This is a genomic window from Flammeovirga aprica JL-4, from assembly GCF_012844305.1.
GTDB lineage: Bacteria > Bacteroidota > Bacteroidia > Cytophagales > Flammeovirgaceae > Flammeovirga > Flammeovirga aprica.
On record NZ_JABANE010000033.1, the window covers coordinates 40,964 to 58,580 of the forward strand.

Consider the following 17,617-nt stretch of genomic DNA (forward strand, 5'->3'; position numbering starts at 1 on the left):
TTCGCAGAGCTTAAAGCTTTTTTACAGCGGACTTAGCCTCCTCTCTAAGTTCAGAGACTACTGTCAATATTGACATATAGAGTTTAGGATCTTTTTTAAGTTCATCCAATTTCTTTACAGGGTCAGCCCAGTTTTTCTCAAGCAGGAACATTTGCTCTTCAAATGGCTTGCGTTGAGGATTATTTCTTTTAGCTGATTCTTCATCACTTCTATGAATCGGATTGACCTTACAAGTGTAACCCACTTTGTTAACTTGAATCTCAAAAACATTCCCTTTTTTCTCAAAAGTAGGATCAAATAAATCTAACAGCTCTTTGAGCTGATAAGCCAAACCTGCGAAATATTTATCTTGTTTGATGGTTTCATCACCTTCAATCCAACAGTTATTAAGAATCGTTTCAGTCATCGCATAGTCTGAGACATTCATCATCGACAACACTTGTTGAAGCACCTTAAAGTTTTCGGTAGGCAACCAGATTAAAGCGGATTTTCTATCCACTGTTTCTATCAAAGCAATTTGTCCATATTGCTCTTTGTACTCCTTAATTTTTTCTTCAGTTAAATCCATTTTAAACCCCAGTTAAAAGTATTTTAAAAATTGATTAAGAACGCTTAATGCCCAAGCAGATAGCGGGAAACGTCACTTCCATGCTTGTGTCTCCCTGTTCAAAGGCTTCTGCATCTTCTGTGATCTCAACACTTTTGAAATAGCGGAACGCCTGTTTACCCGTTTGCTCTTTTGCGTAAGCTAATGAGACATCAAAGCTCACATCTAAAAGAGAATTCACACCTAATGATTTTTCAAGAGCAAGCTTTTCACCCAAGGTCATTTTCAGTTCAATACTGGGTTCTTTATTACCTTTCCCAATACCGATTGGTTCATCTCCCTTTCCGTAAATAAACTCTTTCACTTGTGATTCTTTCCAGCTTACACCTCGAATACCTCCGACATCTTTACCACCAACAATAACGGTCAAGTCTTTCCACGCAAATTCATCTGTACTAGCCATAATTCAATTAATTTGATAGCCCTAAATTCACATCAATATATTTAGGATAGCCTTTTGGTCTTATCCCAATTTTCTCAATCACTAACTGATCGGTTTGCACTACATTTTGATTCGTAGGCATTACTAGTTTCACTCCAGATGCTGAACCTGTCGTTACCAAAGCAGAGTTTAATGCTTCTTCTACTGAGCCTTCAATATCTTTGATTATCGCAGGCTCCACCGTACCATCTTCATTCGTCTCCAGATCATTATCAATCTGATTGATCAATGAATCATACGCTACTCTCAATCCACGGTCAATTACTCTCCCTCTTTGGATTTCTGAAAAATCATCGGCAGGATCACAAGCAGAAAGGAAACCCGTAAAGTAAAAACCATCGCGGTTTGCAAATTTTCTAAATGAGATATAACGCTTGTTATAAATCATGTCTTCAGCAGGATCATTGACTTTTATCTTACCTCCAGCAGAAGTGTAAGCATTGCCCAGCGTAAAGACAGCACCATTTTGTACTTTAGAAATTGCTTCATGAATTTCATATTCTGCAGAGATACCCAATGCTAGTGCTACAGCAGGATAACCGTCTGATTGAGCCGAGCCAATAACAACACCAACACCATTAGTAGCGTCTTTAGAAAAATCATGAAGATCTCCTGCAACACCAGTATAGGCTCTTCCTCCAACTAAAATCCTAAGAGGTGTTCTAAAACTTTGAGCTTCTTCAATTAACTCCTGAGCTTTTGCAACAGCCGTGATCACATCAGGATCAATCCCGTTATCAATAGTAGGGTTATAGGTGTCATTTGGTATCACATTAATACCTGCCATTGTGATTGCTCCACCAGCATCAGATAATGCTTTCTTGACAATTGCTCCAGTCTTATCCAAAGCATCTGTCATTGTTGTATCCTCACTGATCAGCAAAACCCAAAGAGGAGTTCCCTTTCCTGCGGTGTCAAAGAAAGTGGAAATATCTGCATGCACATTGACACTATTTGCAGTGTCATAGTCTGTATCCAAGCCCAGAGCTTCTGCTTCCTCAATGCTTGTAATACGATGCACTTCATTCAATGCGATTTTTCCTGCAACCGCAATTCCTGTCAAAACCAACAAGTATTCTTCCGAGTTGGTCACATCTCTACCCAATTGATTATTGAGAATAGAGATGTTTACATTAGGTAAACCTTGTGACATTACTTCGGCTTTTTAACAGTGGTCGTTTTCTTTTCAGGAATAGTTTTCACATCTTCCTTTTTTACCTCCTTTGCAGAAACGGCATTTTCTGCCTCTTCTGCTTTTGAAGTAGCTTCTGTCATTTTATCTGCAACAGCACCATTTACATCCGTAGTTTCCTTTTCCGCTTTTGATTCTTCTTTTTTGGGTGTATCAGCAGAAACGGCACTTTTTGCCTCTTCTGCATTTTCCTCAAAATAGGAACGCTCGAAGCTTATCGGTTCACTTTTATAGTAGAGAGAATATTCGTCAGCATAAGACTTTGAAGCTTCAGAGAAGAGCATTCCATCACCAAAAACAAATACCTTATTTACTTTCGGGTTGTTTTTGAAGAATACTTGAGCTTTTTCTATGACTTTATCCTCAGAGATTTTATTCAGTACTTTTTCCATTTTGTTTCTGGTTATCATATACTCGTTGAAGATTTTTAATGTGAGCCACAATACCGAAAGCATTGTACTGACATTAGTAAGTATTTGCCATACTGGGAACGGATCAGCATAAATCATAGAGAGTATATTTCCCTGTATCATATTAAATATGAACGCACCGCCCCCAATACGATCAAATACCCCGTTGTTCATCTATGAGTAGGTTTTAGTAGAATAGTAAACTGTTTCTTCAGGTTTAGCTACGTTGGTATCCAAAGTGAACATCGCTTTCATAAACCATTTCTCTGAGTTGTTTGCAACACGGTCAATACGCAGTGAGTTTTCTTCATCTGCCATATTACAACCGTACCAAAGATTACCTCCAACACCATCTTTCATGATTGTACCGATAATCGTGTCATCGGCAAGTCCACCTATCTCTACAAGATCTTTTCCTCCAAAAGTACTTTTACCTTCTTCAGTGAAATCTACTCCTTTATTAGTTTGCTCTTTTTGAGCATCACCATAAATATCCATAGTGTTAGAACTCACTACTAACTTGAAGTCTTTATTCTTCCAGATTTTTTTAGGAATAGATGCTTTAATTCTTCCTAGTTCTCCAACAATGTTTGCCTTCGTCAAAACGACTGGAGTAGCTACTTTTTTAACACCAGGAGCTAAGAAGATTCTCTTCATTAAACCATCAAAGAAAATCAGATTATTATCTCCATCTCCAAGACCATTTGCAAGTGCATCTGCAATAGCTACAGAGTCCAGTTCCGATTGCCAAATTGCTTCATCCATCCATTCCGCATTTTCAGCAACAAGTGCTTGAATAATTGCCGACTCAACAGATTTAGGAAGCATAGCATCCAGTAACGCTGGATTCATTTCAACTTCAGTCCAATAGTCATTAAAGTCCAATGGATCAAACTCCAAATAGATCAGGACTTGCTGAGGCTCTAAATGCCGAGCATCAATATCCACTTTACCCGAATGTTGAGGAATACCTGAAGTCGGAGCTTGAATAGCATTTTTCAATTTTAAGCGTGGAATTTTCAGCTTTGACTTAATTCCCGTTTTTCTTGCAATCAGTCCTTTTTCTGAGGTCTCAAAATTAGCGGCAATAAAAAGTAGAAAAGCTTTTAAATAAATCCCATCATAGGAAGTATCGTTAATATTAATAGCCATTGTATCGTCTTTTTAAAATGTGATTATTTTCTTTTCTTCATTGCCTGCAACTTGAAGTACGCAGACATTTGCTCAATAGAGACTTCTTCCTCACCATCTAGGTCAGGAACACCTACTGCGTTCGGAGGTGTATCTTTTGGTTTAGGATCTTCCTCTTTTGATGCTTTGTGCTTTTTGATGATCTCAGAAACTCTCTCCGAATCACCACCCGATGACTTTTCCGCTTTATGCTCATTGACCAATTTGAAGAAGGATTCAGGGTCAACATTTGCAAGTTTCGTATAAGAGGCTTCGTTCTTTTCTGTTACAAGACCCTTTTCTTTACCCAATGCGATATAAGCATTGACTAAATCTTCATGTTGCTCCTCATTGTGCTCTGATACTTCAAAAGCAGAAGCCACAATGTTCATGGTCTCTTCAAAATCAACAGATGCAAACTTTTCCATAGAAGCTCTATTGGAGTCGTCTACTTCCTGAAGTTTTTCACCTAGACTCATCAGTGAAGCAATAGCAGTTTGTTTCCAATTTACTAGAGTATTCACCGCTTCTAAGATTTGCTCATCTGTTGCATTTTCAGACAAGCCCAAAGCTTTAGCCAATTCTTTGTTCATTGTATTTTCGTTTTTTTCAGTTTCGGTAATTGGTTCTATTTCCTCCATTACTTGATTGGAGAAAGCGTCCAAATCAAAATCATCTTCATCAAAGCAAGCGGTTGCCATAAGTTTAGAGCCTACACGACCATCATAAATATCACCTGCCATATTAGCATCCACTGCCTCTTGAGCTGAGAACCAAGTGTCCTTTCCATCACGCATCCACTTCTTCTGGATTTCCTTTTTGTCCTTTCCAGTGTATTCAGCGTATTGGTTCAAAATGATATTATTGAGATCATCAATCTCTTTGGCAACCTCACGCAAATCATTAGCCGAACCACGAGCACCACCACGTACTTGATGTGTCATCAATCTTGCGTTTTTTGCAATGTGAACTCTTTCTTGAGGAACCGCAGTCTGTATATAAGTCATCATAGAAGCAGAAATCCCTTCGATATAGATATGTATCTCAGCCTTAGAAGCACGGATGGCATTGAAGATTCTTAAACCTTCATACACGATTCCACCGGGGGAATGAACACGTAAATTGATTCGCTTGTATTTATTCCCAAGCTCAGCGAGCGACAACACAAATACAGTAGCATTCAAATTGCCCCAACCTCCAACAGACCCAAATAAGATCCAGTCTACTTCAGAAGCTGACTTTGCGATAACTCTATTTAATGGTAATTCATTTTTTGACATTTGATTTCGTGTGATTTTGATTTTTTCTAATCGAGTACCCAAATCAACATACATAGCTTAAAGGGTGCAAAGGGTGTTTTAGTCTAACTGTCATACCGTTTGGTTTAACTTCAAAAATTCGCAGTTAAACCAAAAGTCACGTTGAAAAGAGCCACCTAAAAAGCGTGATTTAGGAAAAAATTAAATGTTATGAATAAAAAGAAAGCAGGGTGGCTCTTGTATAAGGAAGGGTACACTGATCAAGAGATTGCAGATGCTTTTCAACTGACTTCAAGAACCGTGAGAAGTTGGATATCATCAGAGAATTGGAAAGAGAAGAAAGAGAAACTGGAAGCGATACAGGAAAACCTAGAAGAAGGACTTTTGGAACTGATAGAATATCAGCAGACAGTATTACTCCTAAAGAAGGAAGAAAGGAGAAAAGATATAGAGGCAGTAAAGAAAGGGAATAAAAAAGCAGAGGCTCTCACGCTAATAGATAAAGGAGAAATCGACGCTCTTCAAAAGATGTATTCATCTGTAAAAGGTAAACCTCGTACATGGTCTAATTATGTGGAGATCACCAACGAGTTTTTATCCTTCATGAAAGAAGTGGACTTACAAATTGCTCAAAAAATTGTGGAGCCAATGCAGATCTTTCTCAACGAAAAAAGAGCAAACCTTTAAGCAACACCCTTGTGCTCCCTTTGTAAGATGAACTCCATAAATCAAAATACCTTTAAAACGTTTTAAACCACCCTAATTTAAGACGATCATAAGATTTATATCTAATCATACCACTAAGGAAGCAAAGGGCGTTAAAACGCAAATTATAACGCCATGAATCCGAAGCAGAGTTTAACGCAATCTGAAAAGAAAATATACGAGGCTTTCTTGATGCAGTGTAAACAGGTCAAAGAAGCTACAGCAATTACTGAAGTAGAATCTCCCACTGATAAGCTGAAGCGCATTAACCGTTTTAAATGTGAAGAAAATTTTGAGGAAGCTATAAAATATTACTTCCCTCATTACTGTTCAGCTCCTTTTGGGTGGTTCCATACAAAAGCATGGAAAGATATATTTCTTTATAAAAAGAGAATCAACATTTGGGAATGGTCTCGTGAATCAGCGAAATCTGTTTTTGCTGATGTCTTTATTCCTATTTACATGTTGATTACCGATCATCTGGACGGGATGATCCTTGCTTCTGAAAATGAAGGAAAGGCTAAAATACTACTCAAAGATATTGAGGCGGAACTAAGCACGAATAACAGACTGATTGCTGACTTTGGTGATTTTGGATTGATAGGCTCTTTTCAACAAGGCTATTTTTCCACAAAAACAGGAATTGGCTTTTGGGCTTTTGGTTTAGGGCAAAACCCTGCTGGTGTTCGTGAAGGACACAAGAGACCTAACTATGGTGTAGTGGATGATGCTGATAATAAAGATGTAGCTAAAAATCAGGAACGAACACAAGAACGTATTGACTGGATCAGAGGTGAGTTTATGGGCTGTTTATCTACAAAGCAAAGAACATTTGTTTTTGCGAACAACCGTGTAGCACGTAATGGGCTTACAGCTCACATGGTCGGAGATATAGAAGAGGACGATCCAATTGATGAAAATATCAATCATATCAAAGTCTACTTTACAGAAGATCCAGAAACCCATGAAATGTTGAAACTTGAAGACGGTGGAGTTCCAGCTTGGAAAGAAAACTTCACTATAGTAGAGGCTAAGGGAAAGATTGCGGATATGAAAGATAATGCTGATCGTCAACTTTATCATAAGGATATTCCAAAAGGTAAAGTTTTCAAACGGGCATTGACAACATGGGTACAACCTTTACCTATACATCAATACGATTACCTTATTGCTTACAATGACCCTTCCTTTTCGGGAAGTAAAAAAGCTGATACTAAAGCCATTGTATTAATGGGCAGGAAAGGGAAATACATTGATGTGCTTTGGGCTTGGGTACGAAAAGCGGAGCTGATGAATATGATTCAAGCTTATTGTTATCTCGATGAATGTATCCGTGAACTTCAGTTAGAGATTATCTATGGTGAAAATCAACCAAAACTTAAAGGGGTTAACTATAGAGCCTACAGTGAAGGGAACTTTGCTCAAAAACTCATACTAAAAAAAGAGTTTTTGAACTACGAAGACTCTATGTTCATTCCCATCTTCGATATGCGATCCAAACCCGATAAAACGGGACGTATTGAAGTGTTAAGCTCTCCCTTCAATTTTGGTTTACTCCGCTTCAACGAAAACCTCCGCAAAGATAAAGACATGCTTGCCCTCTTGCATCAGTTCTTCCAATTCCCCGCAGGTCATGATGATGGACCCGATGCAGTAGAAGGAGGTTATTATTATCTCCAAAAAAAGAAGCCTAAAGGAGATGGAAAGGCAAAGAAAAGATATGGTAAAATCAAAAAATCTAAAGGAAGATGATTACTCAAGATGACTTAAAAGTAAATATCCGAACAGAACGTTTGGATCAAATTATAGACGAAGATCAAGCTGTTTTGAATGATGCTATCCTAGATGCGGAAGCAACTGTACATGATGCATTATTTGATAAATACGATACCGTTGAAATATTCAGCAAGGTAGATGCTGAAAGAAGTAGAACCGTAATGCGTTGGCTTAAATACCTCTGTATTTATTATATCTATGACCGTATTCCCGATCACATGGTGCCTGAGCGTGTTATTAAAAACTATGATGATACCAAAGAGGAATTGGATAGAGTCAATGATGGTAAACTTTCTGTCAACCTTCCAAGATTATTCACTGAAGATGGCTCCAAACCTAAAACCAACACCCGTTGGAGTTCTGCTAAAAAGAGAAGCCTTTAAAAGGAGTTTAAACCACATTTAAAATAATTTTAATCATGGGATTATTCAGCAATATGTTTGGCTCTTCAAAACAACTCAAAAAAGAAGAACCCAAAAAGAGAGGGAAAAGTAAAAAGCGATATTCTAAGCTAATCCGTAAACAGCATAAAACAAAAGTGGAGTTAGGGCAGAATAAATTAGATGAAGCTATTTATTCTGCCACTGATCCGTATTATCCTAACCGTGACGGATTGTATGAAATTTACGAGCAAACAGTTCGTGATGCTCATATCCGCAGAGAAATGAGAACAGCAGGGATTAAAGTTTCGGGTGAACCCTTTTATATCAAAAATAAGCAGTCAGGACAAGAGAGCGAAGATCTGCTTCGTTTACTCAAACGTCCTTGGATGAGAAAATATCTGAAGCTAATGCTTGATGCTGAATGGTGGGGACATAGCGTGGTAGAGTTTCAGCAAATGAAAGAAACGGAAATAGGTTTAGAGTTTTGTGATGTAAAACTTTTCCCCCGTGAGCATATCAACCCCGTAAAAGGTGAGATTTTAATTCATCCTCATTCCCCTTCAGGTATTCCTTACCGTGGTGTTCCAGAGGTTGAAAAGTGGCTTATTGAATCGGATGATTCAGAAGACTTGGGATTACTGGAACTTGCTTCAAAAGAATTTATTTGGAAGAACTTCTCACGTACCGACTGGGCTACTCGTTCTGAACGTTATGGAATGCCAATGCTTTCTATTTTGACGGATGAAACCGACGAAAAAGAACTGGACACCAAACAGGCAATGGGTGAGAATATAGGTTCTAATGGTGTTTATGTAGGTGATAAGGACGATGAGATCAATTATTTGGAAGCCAAAAGTACTGGAGGACATGAGATTTATGAAAAGCTTTGCCGATACTGCGACGAGCAAAATTCAAAGTTGATCAATGGGGTTGTGATTGGTGAAAATACTTCGGGAGGCTCCAGAGCCAAAGAAGAAGTAGGTGAAAGATTACTTGGGGAATATACTGAAGATCGCCTTCGAGCAATGGAAGGGCATTTGAATGAGAAGTTAATTCCTTTTCTAATCAGGCACGGCTACCCTTTGGAAGGGTATGAACTGAAATATTACGAACTAGAAAAAATTGATCAGCGACGTATTGCCAAAAAGGAAGAGGAAACCTCTCCAGTAAAACAAGCTGAAGCAATCACCAACTTATACAACGACAAATGTTGCTAATGGAAAAGCTATTTGAAGAAATGCTCAAAGCCTTGTATGAAGGTAAGATTCCAAAAAATGTACTGTTTTCAGGTTTCTCTTTGAAAGTTGCTCAATTGCTTATGAGTAACTGGAAGAAAAACTACAAGCGAAAAGTCACCTATGATATTCCTGACAACAATTACAATGTGGTCATTGAAAACAATCTATTCGCCTTTGCTCATGCCAAGACCTACACGGAGCTACAGCAATTGAAGCTGATGTTAGAAGAAGAAGGTAAAGCGATTTCTTTCTCTCAGTTCAAAAAGAAAGTAGCAGGTCTGCATCAAAAGTTCAATGAAACCTATTTGCAAGCTGAATTTCAGAATGTGAAATCATCTGCTATTATGGGTAGTAAGTGGATGGAGATTGAAGCAACAAAAAGACGCTTTCCTTACCTAAAGTATACTACCGAAGGAGACGACCGAGTTCGCCCAGAGCATGACGCTATGAATGGAATTGTACTACCAATTGATGATACTTTTTGGAATTCTTACTATCCACCCAATGGTTGGCGTTGCCGTTGTACCGTACAAAGGCTTTCTAAACGGTCTATTAAGAATGGTAAGTTCAAAGTAACGGATTCAAATGAAGCAGGTAAGATTGGAGGACAAAATGTAAAGGACAAATACTGGAGAAAGAATATAGGGAAGACAGTAGTATTTGAAGAAAATAAACACCCTTACTTTCAAGCTGTGCCTAATAAGAAACCTCAGGAATTAAAAGCGGTTCAACACTATAATATGAAAAAGCCTTCTCAAATATATGCCGATCCTGAAAAACTCAATTCCTATAAAGGGAGCATAAAAAGTGAAGAGGATTTTCATAAATGGAAAGAAAGCATGCTTAAAAAGCATGGTCGTAACGGACTGAAAAATGCTTTTGTACTGAAAGACCGTTCGGGACAGGAAGTGTTATTTGATCAATCTTTTTTGGCTCATCCATTTGATCATCCAAGACGGAAAGCCAAAAAAAGGTGGTTGTTTTATGATGAACTGGAGGAGGTTTTTCACAACCCTGATGAGGTATGGAGTTTTACAACAGGGGTTAGAAAAAAGGATGGTGTAAAAACTAAATCCTATATCAAATATTACAAAGACTATCCTTTGCTTTTGACATGTGAAATAAATGGAAACGAATTGAAAGGTGTCACATTTTATAAGTACGATACTGATAATATAGATAACCTTGAAAGCAAAAGGAAAGGTGTTTTGATACACAAAAAATAAAGCAATAAAAAAAGGTTGCTCCCCTGGCGACTTTCGGTCGCATAGCTGTACTGCTCTTTTTTTATTGCTTCTATACAAATATACGTTTTTGCACTGAAAATGATACGAGTATGAAAGAAAAAATACACGATAAGCTCCAAAGAGTTCAAAGAGAAATCAAAGAGCTTCAAGAAGACTTACCGCAGATTATGGGCGTAGTGGCTGTTGAGAAGTTTAAGCTCAATTTTGAAAAGGAAGGATTGATCAAAGGTGGGAGGATCAGTAAGTGGAAGCCTAGAAAAGAAAAACGAAACGACAGGAAAATACTTTCAGATACCAATCAGCTTGAAAACGCCATTCGCTTTCGAATAGTCAGTAAATCGGAAGTAGCCGTGGGCGTGGATCTCAATAAAGTTCCCTATGCTCAAATTCATAATGAAGGCGGAACCATTAAAACAAAACATGCCTCAATAGATATGCCTGCACGACCATTTATGGAAATCACCCCTGATATTGATAAGTCAATAGAAAGGGTAATCAATAGTTTTATGGATGACATTTTTAATAGTTAGAATATGTTTTACTACCCTTATTTAATTGTAAAGAAGAAGCTCAAGGAAATAACAGGTTTAAAAGAAATAGACTGGTATGCTGGGCAGGACAACGTTGGAACCAGAGGAAGAAGTAAACTTTGTGCCACACCAAGTGCTTTTATTGTTTTTCCAGAAATGAACCCCGAGGATTATGGCAAAGGAGAACAAAGGGCTGAATCCTCTTTTACTATCCGTTTAGTCACAAACCACTTAGACCGTGGAGGAGCAGGAATAGAAGAGCACCTTCAGTTTTTTAATGCCATTTTCATAAAACTAGAGGGAAAATCAGGCTATGGCAATGAAATTGGGTTAGACGATAATACCTACTTCAATACATTGAGCAGAACCAACGTCACACCCCCAAATCAAAATGATGATTTCTTAATTTCTACTCAAACTTTTAGCGCTCAATTTTTTGATTACACTGCTAAAAAGAGAGTAATTTCAACAAACCCGAACCCAGTAGTAGAAAAAATCCTAGAAGAATAATTGATTTAGTAACTTTGTTAAAAAACTAATCAATTTATATTCAGATGACACAAAGAGGAAGTGCAACAAGGAGGGCAAACACCCTAAAGCGATACAAAAAAATCCAACAACGATTTAACGATATATACCATTCCGCTCCAAACGGTTTAAAATATGATATACACTCTATTGCTGAAGCTCTTGCTGATGAGTTTGCTTGTGCTAAATCTACTATTATGCATGCTTTGAAGGTAAAATGTTAGAATGTATTTTTTTGTTATATTTTTTCTAACTGATAATCAACTAAATATGATAAAAATCATATTTAGCCTCAACTTTCTATTATTTGTTAACGTGTATCTAGTTATATATATTTGTTAACCTTTAAAACCTTAAAAAATGGGAGAAGCGGCTGATTCAAGAGGAGATATCCTTGCAACTGTTATCGATAGAATAGGTGATTATCACACATTCGATTCTATCGATCCAAGTACAGAAAGCTCTATTTATTCTGATATCAATGCATTTGATGAAGAAGGAGCTATTGATGACATTGACAAAAGAATTGCAAATGGCGATTTTGTGGTAAAGGGCGGTGTGTTATATGAGAAATAGCCATATATCAGTCTAGAAAAAGAGGCTATCTAAATTAAATTTAGATAGCCTCTTTTTTAATCAAAATAACTTCAGTTGATGTTCAAATTTAGGTGTAAAGGTTCCTATTATTACAAAAGGATTTTTAGCTGTATAATGATGTAATTTCGTTGTTCCCAAGTAAAGATGTATATCCTTCTTTTTTGCAAAGTCATCATAATACTTCTGCCTAACTTTTTCTATTGCAATACTTTCACTACCTCCATTATCTTTTAATGTACGCCAATACAAAGCACCTATTTCCCAATCTTCAATCATCATTGTACTTATTTTCCCTTTTTCATCTTCAATTTTATAAGAAAATTTATAGGGTAGTTTATTAACAACTTCAAATGGGTCTTCGATATGTTGCTCAAACAAAGATAATTGCTCTCTTGAACTTCTAATTTTTTCCAACTTCTTAGAGTCCCATTCTCTATCAACGGGCTTACAAATAAATTGCAATATTTTGCAAGGCTTGAAAACAGCTAAGGATGTTGTTATGTTTGGGTTTTTAGCTTCTTTGATTAATAAACTTAAATCACTATAAACTTTTTGTAAACAAATTTTTTTTCTTAAACTCCAATTGTCAGCTGTGTTTATTTTGTCAAGGACATTTATTTTTACAGGGAACCTAACTGGCTTATAACTTTCAGGACGAGAATCAGACTTGTTTTTTTCAAGTTCAACTTCAATCCATTGATATTTGGAATACCTATTTTCGAAATCAATCTTCCTAAAAGGAATAGGATAAATACGGATAAACTTCCCTTCTTCAGTAAAGCCAGCTGTACATACAAGTTCATCATATTTTGCAGATAGTGTGGGATAAGTCTTTACTGTGATCAGTACTTTTGTCAGTTTTCGCATGGAATACAATTATTAATGCGTTTTAATTTAGCATTAACAATTTATACTATATATGTTTCAAAGTCAAATCTGGTCTCATATCTATCAATGATTTTGCCAAATGTAATCTATGACACTGACAAATATCAGCTTCAAAACATGTTAGAGCAATTCTATTATGCTCATCTAAAAGGCTTAGAATTTCGTCTTTACTTTTTGATTCTGTTTTTAATACAGTTTGTTTATAGTTTTCGAATAGAAGGTCATAATCTTTTTGATTATCTAGTTTCTGCCTTTTTTCTGATACAATTCCAACATCAGGAATATGTATATACTGGATGTCTAGATTACTACAATACTTTTTCAATAATGTTTTACTAAACCCAAATTTCATGCTTAACGGGTTTTTTCTCACATCCACTAATAATTTGACATTATTTTTCAAAAGTCTTAATAAATATTCTTCTAATGATATTCCTTCATATCCAATTGTAAATAAGATTGTATCATTATCTTTTGGTTTACTTTCTAAAATTCTTTCGTAATATTTATCAGGCAAAATATCTTTAGCAATTATGCTATTAATTGCATAGAATGGGTAATTCATATAAGTATATTTAACAACATTTTCAGTTTTTGAATTACCAAATAGTTTTATAACCTCCTTTAAAATTCTTTGATCTTCTTTTTTCAGTTGATTAAAGTAGTTTGTTTGATCCAACTTTATATAAGATTTATCATCAACTTCACTAATAAACTCTTTTTTTATCATTGTTTGTATATCAGCATGAGCTGAAAATGAATAGCAACCAAATTGAAAAGGCACAAAATCGTAAACCTTATTTTTTGATTTTCTTTCATTAAAGATGAATAGTAGCTTTTGTAGCTTTAATTTATCCACCTTACCATTTAATGATTCAATAATAGCGAGTATAACTTTTCTTCTGTAAAACATGTTACAAATGTAATTAAAATTGACATTGGGTTAGTCTTTTGCTAATATTTTAATATTTTTTCACCTCAGTAAAAATATGCGAAATATTAAAAAAGCTGTAAACCAGTTAGTTATTATTTTTTCACCCGTAAAACCCTAACTCAAGCTAATTGTTAACGTATATATTTTCAAACAAATTCTAACATTAATCAATATGAATTCAGAGCAAAGAAACTTAGCATGGGGAAAACTTCGTAGTGTACCTGGTAAACACCCTTTTTTTTGGAGAACGGATCCATGTGGAGCCCTAATATTTAGATTTTCTTATGGTAATAGAAAATCTCAATGGGGTTGGGAGGTAGATCACGTTTACCCAATCAGTCTTCAAGATAACATTACAGAAAGACCTGTAGATGGTATCCATAATAAACACAATTTAAGAGCTATGCACTGGAGAAATAATAAATCTAAAGATAATTATTATCCTTCTTACGATAGTGCAGTTACATACGATAGTCAAAAAGGTATAAATGTAAAAAGTAATAAGCGTTTCTATGTTAATAAACTAACTCAAGCTATTTTGAAGTCGAAGTTTGGATTATAAAAAAATCAAAAAAGGTTACCTCTTATAAAAAGGTAACCTTTTTTACTATTATCGAACTTTACATCTATTAATTAAAAACCACATCCACATCAGCACCAATCTCCAAGTCTACTCTTTCAGAATAAGGGCTAAACATTCCTTGTTTTACTTTCCATTCCTTCAGCTCTTTATTTCCCCTTTTGAGATTATGGGTGATGTACCATTTTGTTTTATTGTTATCGACTCTTTTGGTGGTACACATTACAGTACAACTTAGTTCTTCACTGTTAAACTCAATTGTACCTTCTTTTACAATATCCTGTACTTTTCTACTCCCAGCAGGAGTTTTAAAAATCAGTTCTCCAGTAGAAGAGCCATAAATTCTTATTTTCTTTTTTTTCATGATTTAAGAGGGATTAGTTCTGTAATAATCTAGTTGACTTAAAAAGAGCTTTCTTTGTCGTTTCAAAAATGCAATCTCTGATTTCAGCTCTTTTTGTCTGCCTTTTGAAGTCGAGATCTGAACGAACCAATTGGCTCGTTCTAATCTCTTGTCTATTCTTGCGATTTCTTTTTGTTCAAAAGTCATGAGAACGGATGATAATATTGTAAGCTTTTGTACTGATCCAACTCTCTTTCTAAGTTGTGTTTCTTATCTAAGAGCTTTGTGTAATTCTTGTGCTGAAGATGAAATTTTCGTTCATACAAATCTTGCTTATTTCTCAAATCAAAAAGCTTATCTTCTTGTTCCTTTATCTTTTTTAGCGTTTTGGGGGTCGGTGACTCTAAAAGCTCAATTACCTCCATCGTTACTTCTAGTTTTAAAGCGAGATAATCAGTATCTATTTCATCATTAACCTTTTGAAGTACCTTCTCACATCGCTTGATAGAATCTTGAACAACCTTCAGAAAAATTTTCATACCGTTCTAAATTTATTTGCTAAAACATTCATTTGTCGTTGTACCCTTTCTTCCTGCTCTGGTGAAGTTTGAGTTTGCTCTGAAATCATGGATGAAGCCTGTACCTATTTCTTTTTACCCGAATCCATTACAACTCTAAAACCCAAACTTCTTAAATGCTTCCAGTACTCTTTCATCTCGCTCATTTTTAATTCGCTTTCAAAAGAAGCGTCGTAATAATCAAGGAAACGGTTATTAGTTGAAACTCCTTGAGCAATCAGCCTTCTGATAGTGTTGAGGACTTCACCTCTGCAAAACTCAGTGACGGTTTTCGCTTTCATATTCCATTCAGAGGAATTGAGGTAGGCTTCTATTTCTTCAGAAGTAGCTTGAATGCCTTTGAGTTGCCCGATTTCCTTTGGAGTCATTTTATAAGCTACTTGAAATTTGTTTTTGTAGAGCTTCGTCCAAGTTGCCACCTTTTTAGCAGTGGTAGTATCAAGATCTTCTTTTGGGTCAGCGAGTTTTTTCACTTTAAAACGAGTATTATTTGCTACTTCGCTCAGTGTAATTGGAAGAGTAGAAAGTAAGGCTTTCATTTGATCTTTATTGAAATACTTGCCTTTATGTTTGAAAGTAACCGAAATGCTGTACAGCTCCCCAGTCTCTCGAAATTCCATCACGGCTCTTCCCGTACTCTTTGAGGTTTTAAATTCAAATTTGTGACGTTTCATATTTGTCAGCTAGATAAGGACTGAAAACAGCAATTGCTTTTTTAGGTTGGTTCAGACTAATTAGATTAACGGCTTCAACTAGTTGTTCTTTATTAGCATTAAAAATCATAGTCTGTAGTTTTGAAAAGAGGGAAAAGTGAAGCTTGTATCTGAAAAACTTTTCTACCTTTCTTTGATTGAGATATTCTTTTAAATCAACCTTTTTGGATTTTCGATCAATCTTACCACATGAAGCTCCCCACTCATTAACTATGCTGTTTTCCATTCTGATTGATATTTTACACCTTCATTGAAGATGATCGTTTGTAATTGATTAAACCAGTTGAGTATTTCTACTTTCGCTCCATCATCAAGAAAGTGTAGTCTTGTATACATCTTTGACACTACCTCTTTGAGTGCAATCACCTCAGATAGTTTTAGAGCAATGATTGGCTTATCGGGAAAAATAATCTTATTCAAGACACTTCTTTGATACCATTCTACCACCACTACATCTTCAAGGTTGAATTGAAAACTGGAGATATACTTTTCTACTACTTCTTTTAAAAGAAGAGCGTTATTCACTTCTAATCTAAATGCTCTTTTCATCGGTCTGCTTTTTATACATGGATTGAAATTGAGAAATAAGTTCATCGAGTTGATAAGTCGAATACACCGAAAGAGGCTTTTTATACACCGAATACTTGAGCATCCATCCATTGAATTTTGCCCAGTTGATTTTATCCCCTTTGTCGAATCCGCACCTGCTTGCATAATAGAGTACTTTGGATCTTTTCTTTTTAATCTGCTCTAAATCGGAAGGATTTCCTCTTACTACTTCTTTTTTTAAGTACTCCAGAAAGGAATTGTATTCCGAATCGGTCATTTCTCGTAGGCTCTCGGTTCTGCCCCCTGTATAGGACAGAACCAAAACATCTTTTTGTTTATGAAGACCTGATTTATTGAGCAGAGCAAAGATTTGATTATACTTTTTCATTCACCCTTTTGCTCCCTTTAGTCAAGCTTTTCCTCTTTCACATCAATGAAAAATTGTTCTTCTTGACGGATTTCCAAACCACATTTTTTAAGAGATTCGGAGACTACATCAGGGTTGTCTTTGAAATCCGATAACATAGACTTCTTGTCCATTTTTACTTCATGGATCACATACTCTTCATTTACCTCTAGTACTTCCAGAGCCTTTGTAAGATTCCATGCCTTACCATCGTCATCTTTTCTCCCTTTTACAATAGCTACTTTGGGAGGGTGGTGACGAAAACCTATAGTAGCATGAGACCACTCTTGGGATCTTTTATCTTCAAATTCCTCCTTGTTGCTTTCTGCCCAGAGCTGAATTTGTGATAAAGCACTTTTTTGAGTCAGTTTCAATGCTTGTAAAGAATTAGAATATTCTTCACGTACTTCTGCAATACGTTCTTCCATTTCAGCTTGAAGAGCTTTTTCAGAATAAAATGCTTCCGCAAAATTCTTATGAGCTTCTTGTGCATCAGCCTTATTAGGCAAAGCCACTACTGTTGTTGCTTTTCTTTTTGTCAT

25 protein-coding genes are annotated in these 17,617 nt (G+C 36.0%); 10 read left to right on the forward strand and 15 right to left on the reverse strand.

The window, feature by feature from the left end; genetic code table 11:
* Positions 1-10 precede the first annotated feature (10 nt).
* Genes HHU12_RS13610 through HHU12_RS13635 form a run of 6 tightly spaced genes read right to left on the reverse strand, consistent with a single transcriptional unit; the run spans position 11 to position 5,101 of the window.
* Complete coding sequence (locus HHU12_RS13610) at positions 11-568, reverse strand: hypothetical protein (protein WP_169657294.1); 558 nt, start codon at positions 566-568, stop codon at positions 11-13.
* A 34-nt stretch (positions 569-602) separates the two neighbouring features.
* On the reverse strand, positions 603-1,010 hold the full coding sequence (locus HHU12_RS13615) for a hypothetical protein (protein WP_169657295.1): 408 nt from the start codon (positions 1,008-1,010) through the stop codon (positions 603-605).
* Positions 1,011-1,017: 7 nt separating this feature from the next.
* A complete protein-coding gene (locus HHU12_RS13620) occupies positions 1,018-2,202 on the reverse strand; it encodes a DUF2586 family protein (protein ID WP_169657296.1) in 1,185 nt (394 codons plus the stop codon).
* Positions 2,202-2,825, reverse strand: coding sequence for a hypothetical protein (locus HHU12_RS13625; protein WP_169657297.1), 624 nt, complete (start codon positions 2,823-2,825; stop codon positions 2,202-2,204). Before HHU12_RS13625 ends, HHU12_RS13620 begins: the two co-directional genes overlap by 1 nt.
* Positions 2,826-3,803: a hypothetical protein gene (locus HHU12_RS13630; protein ID WP_169657298.1), complete on the reverse strand. Its 978-nt coding sequence runs from the start codon at positions 3,801-3,803 to the stop codon at positions 2,826-2,828.
* Positions 3,804-3,826: 23 nt separating this feature from the next.
* Positions 3,827-5,101: a head maturation protease, ClpP-related gene (locus HHU12_RS13635; protein ID WP_169657299.1), complete on the reverse strand. Its 1,275-nt coding sequence runs from the start codon at positions 5,099-5,101 to the stop codon at positions 3,827-3,829.
* Positions 5,102-5,290: 189 nt separating this feature from the next.
* Between HHU12_RS13635 and HHU12_RS13640 the strand changes: the two genes are divergently transcribed.
* The 9 genes from HHU12_RS13640 to HHU12_RS13680 all read left to right on the forward strand — a co-directional run bounded on the left by HHU12_RS13640 (position 5,291) and on the right by HHU12_RS13680 (position 12,063).
* Positions 5,291-5,767, forward strand: a complete 477-nt coding sequence (locus tag HHU12_RS13640; protein WP_169657300.1) for a terminase gpP N-terminus-related DNA-binding protein — start codon at positions 5,291-5,293, stop codon at positions 5,765-5,767.
* 153 nt (positions 5,768-5,920) lie between these two features.
* Positions 5,921-7,537, forward strand: a complete 1,617-nt coding sequence (locus HHU12_RS13645; protein ID WP_169657301.1) for a hypothetical protein — start codon at positions 5,921-5,923, stop codon at positions 7,535-7,537.
* Complete coding sequence (locus tag HHU12_RS13650; protein WP_169657302.1) at positions 7,534-7,944, forward strand: phage protein Gp36 family protein; 411 nt, start codon at positions 7,534-7,536, stop codon at positions 7,942-7,944. The genes HHU12_RS13645 and HHU12_RS13650 overlap by 4 nt, the downstream gene beginning before the upstream one ends.
* 35 nt (positions 7,945-7,979) lie before the next feature.
* The gene (locus tag HHU12_RS13655; protein WP_169657303.1) at positions 7,980-9,161 is read left to right on the forward strand and encodes a phage portal protein family protein; all 1,182 of its coding nucleotides are present in this window, start codon (positions 7,980-7,982) and stop codon (positions 9,159-9,161) included.
* Positions 9,161-10,408 (forward strand): PBECR2 nuclease fold domain-containing protein, encoded by a 1,248-nt coding sequence (locus HHU12_RS13660; protein WP_169657304.1) that lies wholly within the window; start codon positions 9,161-9,163, stop codon positions 10,406-10,408. Before HHU12_RS13655 ends, HHU12_RS13660 begins: the two co-directional genes overlap by 1 nt.
* A gap of 110 nt (positions 10,409-10,518) precedes the next feature.
* Positions 10,519-10,959, forward strand: a complete 441-nt coding sequence (locus HHU12_RS13665; protein ID WP_169657305.1) for a phage virion morphogenesis protein — start codon at positions 10,519-10,521, stop codon at positions 10,957-10,959.
* A 3-nt stretch (positions 10,960-10,962) separates the two neighbouring features.
* Positions 10,963-11,469, forward strand: coding sequence for a hypothetical protein (locus HHU12_RS13670; RefSeq protein WP_169657306.1), 507 nt, complete (start codon positions 10,963-10,965; stop codon positions 11,467-11,469).
* A 44-nt stretch (positions 11,470-11,513) separates the two neighbouring features.
* A complete protein-coding gene (locus tag HHU12_RS13675) occupies positions 11,514-11,711 on the forward strand; it encodes a hypothetical protein (RefSeq protein ID WP_169657307.1) in 198 nt (65 codons plus the stop codon).
* A 136-nt stretch (positions 11,712-11,847) separates the two neighbouring features.
* The gene (locus HHU12_RS13680; protein ID WP_169657308.1) at positions 11,848-12,063 is read left to right on the forward strand and encodes a hypothetical protein; all 216 of its coding nucleotides are present in this window, start codon (positions 11,848-11,850) and stop codon (positions 12,061-12,063) included.
* 60 nt (positions 12,064-12,123) lie between these two features.
* Here HHU12_RS13680 and HHU12_RS13685 read toward each other — a convergent pair whose 3' ends face one another.
* Together HHU12_RS13685 and HHU12_RS13690 are read right to left on the reverse strand one after the other, a co-directional pair.
* Positions 12,124-12,951 (reverse strand): hypothetical protein, encoded by an 828-nt coding sequence (locus HHU12_RS13685; RefSeq protein ID WP_169657309.1) that lies wholly within the window; start codon positions 12,949-12,951, stop codon positions 12,124-12,126.
* Between the two features lie 46 nt (positions 12,952-12,997).
* Positions 12,998-13,885, reverse strand: coding sequence for a DUF488 domain-containing protein (locus tag HHU12_RS13690; protein WP_169657310.1), 888 nt, complete (start codon positions 13,883-13,885; stop codon positions 12,998-13,000).
* Between the two features lie 193 nt (positions 13,886-14,078).
* On the opposite strand from HHU12_RS13690, the gene HHU12_RS13695 reads away from it, so the two are divergent.
* Complete coding sequence (locus HHU12_RS13695; RefSeq protein ID WP_169657311.1) at positions 14,079-14,468, forward strand: hypothetical protein; 390 nt, start codon at positions 14,079-14,081, stop codon at positions 14,466-14,468.
* A 67-nt stretch (positions 14,469-14,535) separates the two neighbouring features.
* Here the strand turns inward: HHU12_RS13695 and HHU12_RS13700 are convergent, their stop codons facing one another.
* From HHU12_RS13700 to HHU12_RS13730, 7 genes are all read right to left on the reverse strand, one after another.
* Positions 14,536-14,850 carry a hypothetical protein gene (locus HHU12_RS13700; RefSeq protein ID WP_169657312.1) on the reverse strand — a complete coding sequence of 105 codons (315 nt, stop codon included), beginning with the start codon at positions 14,848-14,850 and terminating at the stop codon, positions 14,536-14,538.
* A gap of 182 nt (positions 14,851-15,032) precedes the next feature.
* Positions 15,033-15,368 carry a hypothetical protein gene (locus HHU12_RS13705; protein ID WP_169657313.1) on the reverse strand — a complete coding sequence of 112 codons (336 nt, stop codon included), beginning with the start codon at positions 15,366-15,368 and terminating at the stop codon, positions 15,033-15,035.
* A 104-nt stretch (positions 15,369-15,472) separates the two neighbouring features.
* Entirely contained in the window at positions 15,473-16,081 is a 609-nt protein-coding gene (locus tag HHU12_RS13710; RefSeq protein WP_169657314.1) for a hypothetical protein, read from the reverse strand.
* Positions 16,062-16,346, reverse strand: coding sequence for a hypothetical protein (locus HHU12_RS13715; RefSeq protein ID WP_169657315.1), 285 nt, complete (start codon positions 16,344-16,346; stop codon positions 16,062-16,064). The genes HHU12_RS13710 and HHU12_RS13715 overlap by 20 nt, the downstream gene beginning before the upstream one ends.
* Positions 16,331-16,669: a hypothetical protein gene (locus HHU12_RS13720; protein WP_169657316.1), complete on the reverse strand. Its 339-nt coding sequence runs from the start codon at positions 16,667-16,669 to the stop codon at positions 16,331-16,333. The genes HHU12_RS13715 and HHU12_RS13720 overlap by 16 nt, the downstream gene beginning before the upstream one ends.
* Entirely contained in the window at positions 16,653-16,946 is a 294-nt protein-coding gene (locus HHU12_RS13725; RefSeq protein WP_169657317.1) for a hypothetical protein, read from the reverse strand. The genes HHU12_RS13720 and HHU12_RS13725 overlap by 17 nt, the downstream gene beginning before the upstream one ends.
* 128 nt (positions 16,947-17,074) lie before the next feature.
* Positions 17,075-17,617, reverse strand: a complete 543-nt coding sequence (locus HHU12_RS13730) for a host-nuclease inhibitor Gam family protein (RefSeq protein WP_169657318.1) — start codon at positions 17,615-17,617, stop codon at positions 17,075-17,077.

What these genes read in the sequence shown, in the direction of transcription:
- HHU12_RS13685 (WP_169657309.1), bottom strand. Translation starts at nt 12,951, where the DNA reads ATGCGAAAACTGACAAAAGTACTGATCACAGTAAAGACTTATCCCACA.
- HHU12_RS13680 (WP_169657308.1), top strand. Translation starts at nt 11,848, where the DNA reads ATGGGAGAAGCGGCTGATTCAAGAGGAGATATCCTTGCAACTGTTATC.
- HHU12_RS13625 (WP_169657297.1), bottom strand. Translation starts at nt 2,825, where the DNA reads ATGAACAACGGGGTATTTGATCGTATTGGGGGCGGTGCGTTCATATTT.
- HHU12_RS13630 (WP_169657298.1), bottom strand. Translation starts at nt 3,803, where the DNA reads ATGGCTATTAATATTAACGATACTTCCTATGATGGGATTTATTTAAAA.
- HHU12_RS13710 (WP_169657314.1), bottom strand. Translation starts at nt 16,081, where the DNA reads ATGAAACGTCACAAATTTGAATTTAAAACCTCAAAGAGTACGGGAAGA.
- HHU12_RS13665 (WP_169657305.1), top strand. Translation starts at nt 10,519, where the DNA reads ATGAAAGAAAAAATACACGATAAGCTCCAAAGAGTTCAAAGAGAAATC.
- HHU12_RS13670 (WP_169657306.1), top strand. Translation starts at nt 10,963, where the DNA reads ATGTTTTACTACCCTTATTTAATTGTAAAGAAGAAGCTCAAGGAAATA.
- HHU12_RS13690 (WP_169657310.1), bottom strand. Translation starts at nt 13,885, where the DNA reads ATGTTTTACAGAAGAAAAGTTATACTCGCTATTATTGAATCATTAAAT.
- HHU12_RS13715 (WP_169657315.1), bottom strand. Translation starts at nt 16,346, where the DNA reads ATGGAAAACAGCATAGTTAATGAGTGGGGAGCTTCATGTGGTAAGATT.
- HHU12_RS13705 (WP_169657313.1), bottom strand. Translation starts at nt 15,368, where the DNA reads ATGAAAATTTTTCTGAAGGTTGTTCAAGATTCTATCAAGCGATGTGAG.
- HHU12_RS13645 (WP_169657301.1), top strand. Translation starts at nt 5,921, where the DNA reads ATGAATCCGAAGCAGAGTTTAACGCAATCTGAAAAGAAAATATACGAG.
- HHU12_RS13675 (WP_169657307.1), top strand. Translation starts at nt 11,514, where the DNA reads ATGACACAAAGAGGAAGTGCAACAAGGAGGGCAAACACCCTAAAGCGA.
- HHU12_RS13620 (WP_169657296.1), bottom strand. Translation starts at nt 2,202, where the DNA reads ATGTCACAAGGTTTACCTAATGTAAACATCTCTATTCTCAATAATCAA.
- HHU12_RS13730 (WP_169657318.1), bottom strand. Translation starts at nt 17,617, where the DNA reads ATGACAAAAAGAAAAGCAACAACAGTAGTGGCTTTGCCTAATAAGGCT.
- HHU12_RS13695 (WP_169657311.1), top strand. Translation starts at nt 14,079, where the DNA reads ATGAATTCAGAGCAAAGAAACTTAGCATGGGGAAAACTTCGTAGTGTA.
- HHU12_RS13610 (WP_169657294.1), bottom strand. Translation starts at nt 568, where the DNA reads ATGGATTTAACTGAAGAAAAAATTAAGGAGTACAAAGAGCAATATGGA.
- HHU12_RS13700 (WP_169657312.1), bottom strand. Translation starts at nt 14,850, where the DNA reads ATGAAAAAAAAGAAAATAAGAATTTATGGCTCTTCTACTGGAGAACTG.
- HHU12_RS13655 (WP_169657303.1), top strand. Translation starts at nt 7,980, where the DNA reads ATGGGATTATTCAGCAATATGTTTGGCTCTTCAAAACAACTCAAAAAA.
- HHU12_RS13640 (WP_169657300.1), top strand. Translation starts at nt 5,291, where the DNA reads ATGAATAAAAAGAAAGCAGGGTGGCTCTTGTATAAGGAAGGGTACACT.
- HHU12_RS13725 (WP_169657317.1), bottom strand. Translation starts at nt 16,946, where the DNA reads ATGACCGATTCGGAATACAATTCCTTTCTGGAGTACTTAAAAAAAGAA.
- HHU12_RS13635 (WP_169657299.1), bottom strand. Translation starts at nt 5,101, where the DNA reads ATGTCAAAAAATGAATTACCATTAAATAGAGTTATCGCAAAGTCAGCT.
- HHU12_RS13650 (WP_169657302.1), top strand. Translation starts at nt 7,534, where the DNA reads ATGATTACTCAAGATGACTTAAAAGTAAATATCCGAACAGAACGTTTG.
- HHU12_RS13660 (WP_169657304.1), top strand. Translation starts at nt 9,161, where the DNA reads ATGGAAAAGCTATTTGAAGAAATGCTCAAAGCCTTGTATGAAGGTAAG.
- HHU12_RS13720 (WP_169657316.1), bottom strand. Translation starts at nt 16,669, where the DNA reads ATGAAAAGAGCATTTAGATTAGAAGTGAATAACGCTCTTCTTTTAAAA.
- HHU12_RS13615 (WP_169657295.1), bottom strand. Translation starts at nt 1,010, where the DNA reads ATGGCTAGTACAGATGAATTTGCGTGGAAAGACTTGACCGTTATTGTT.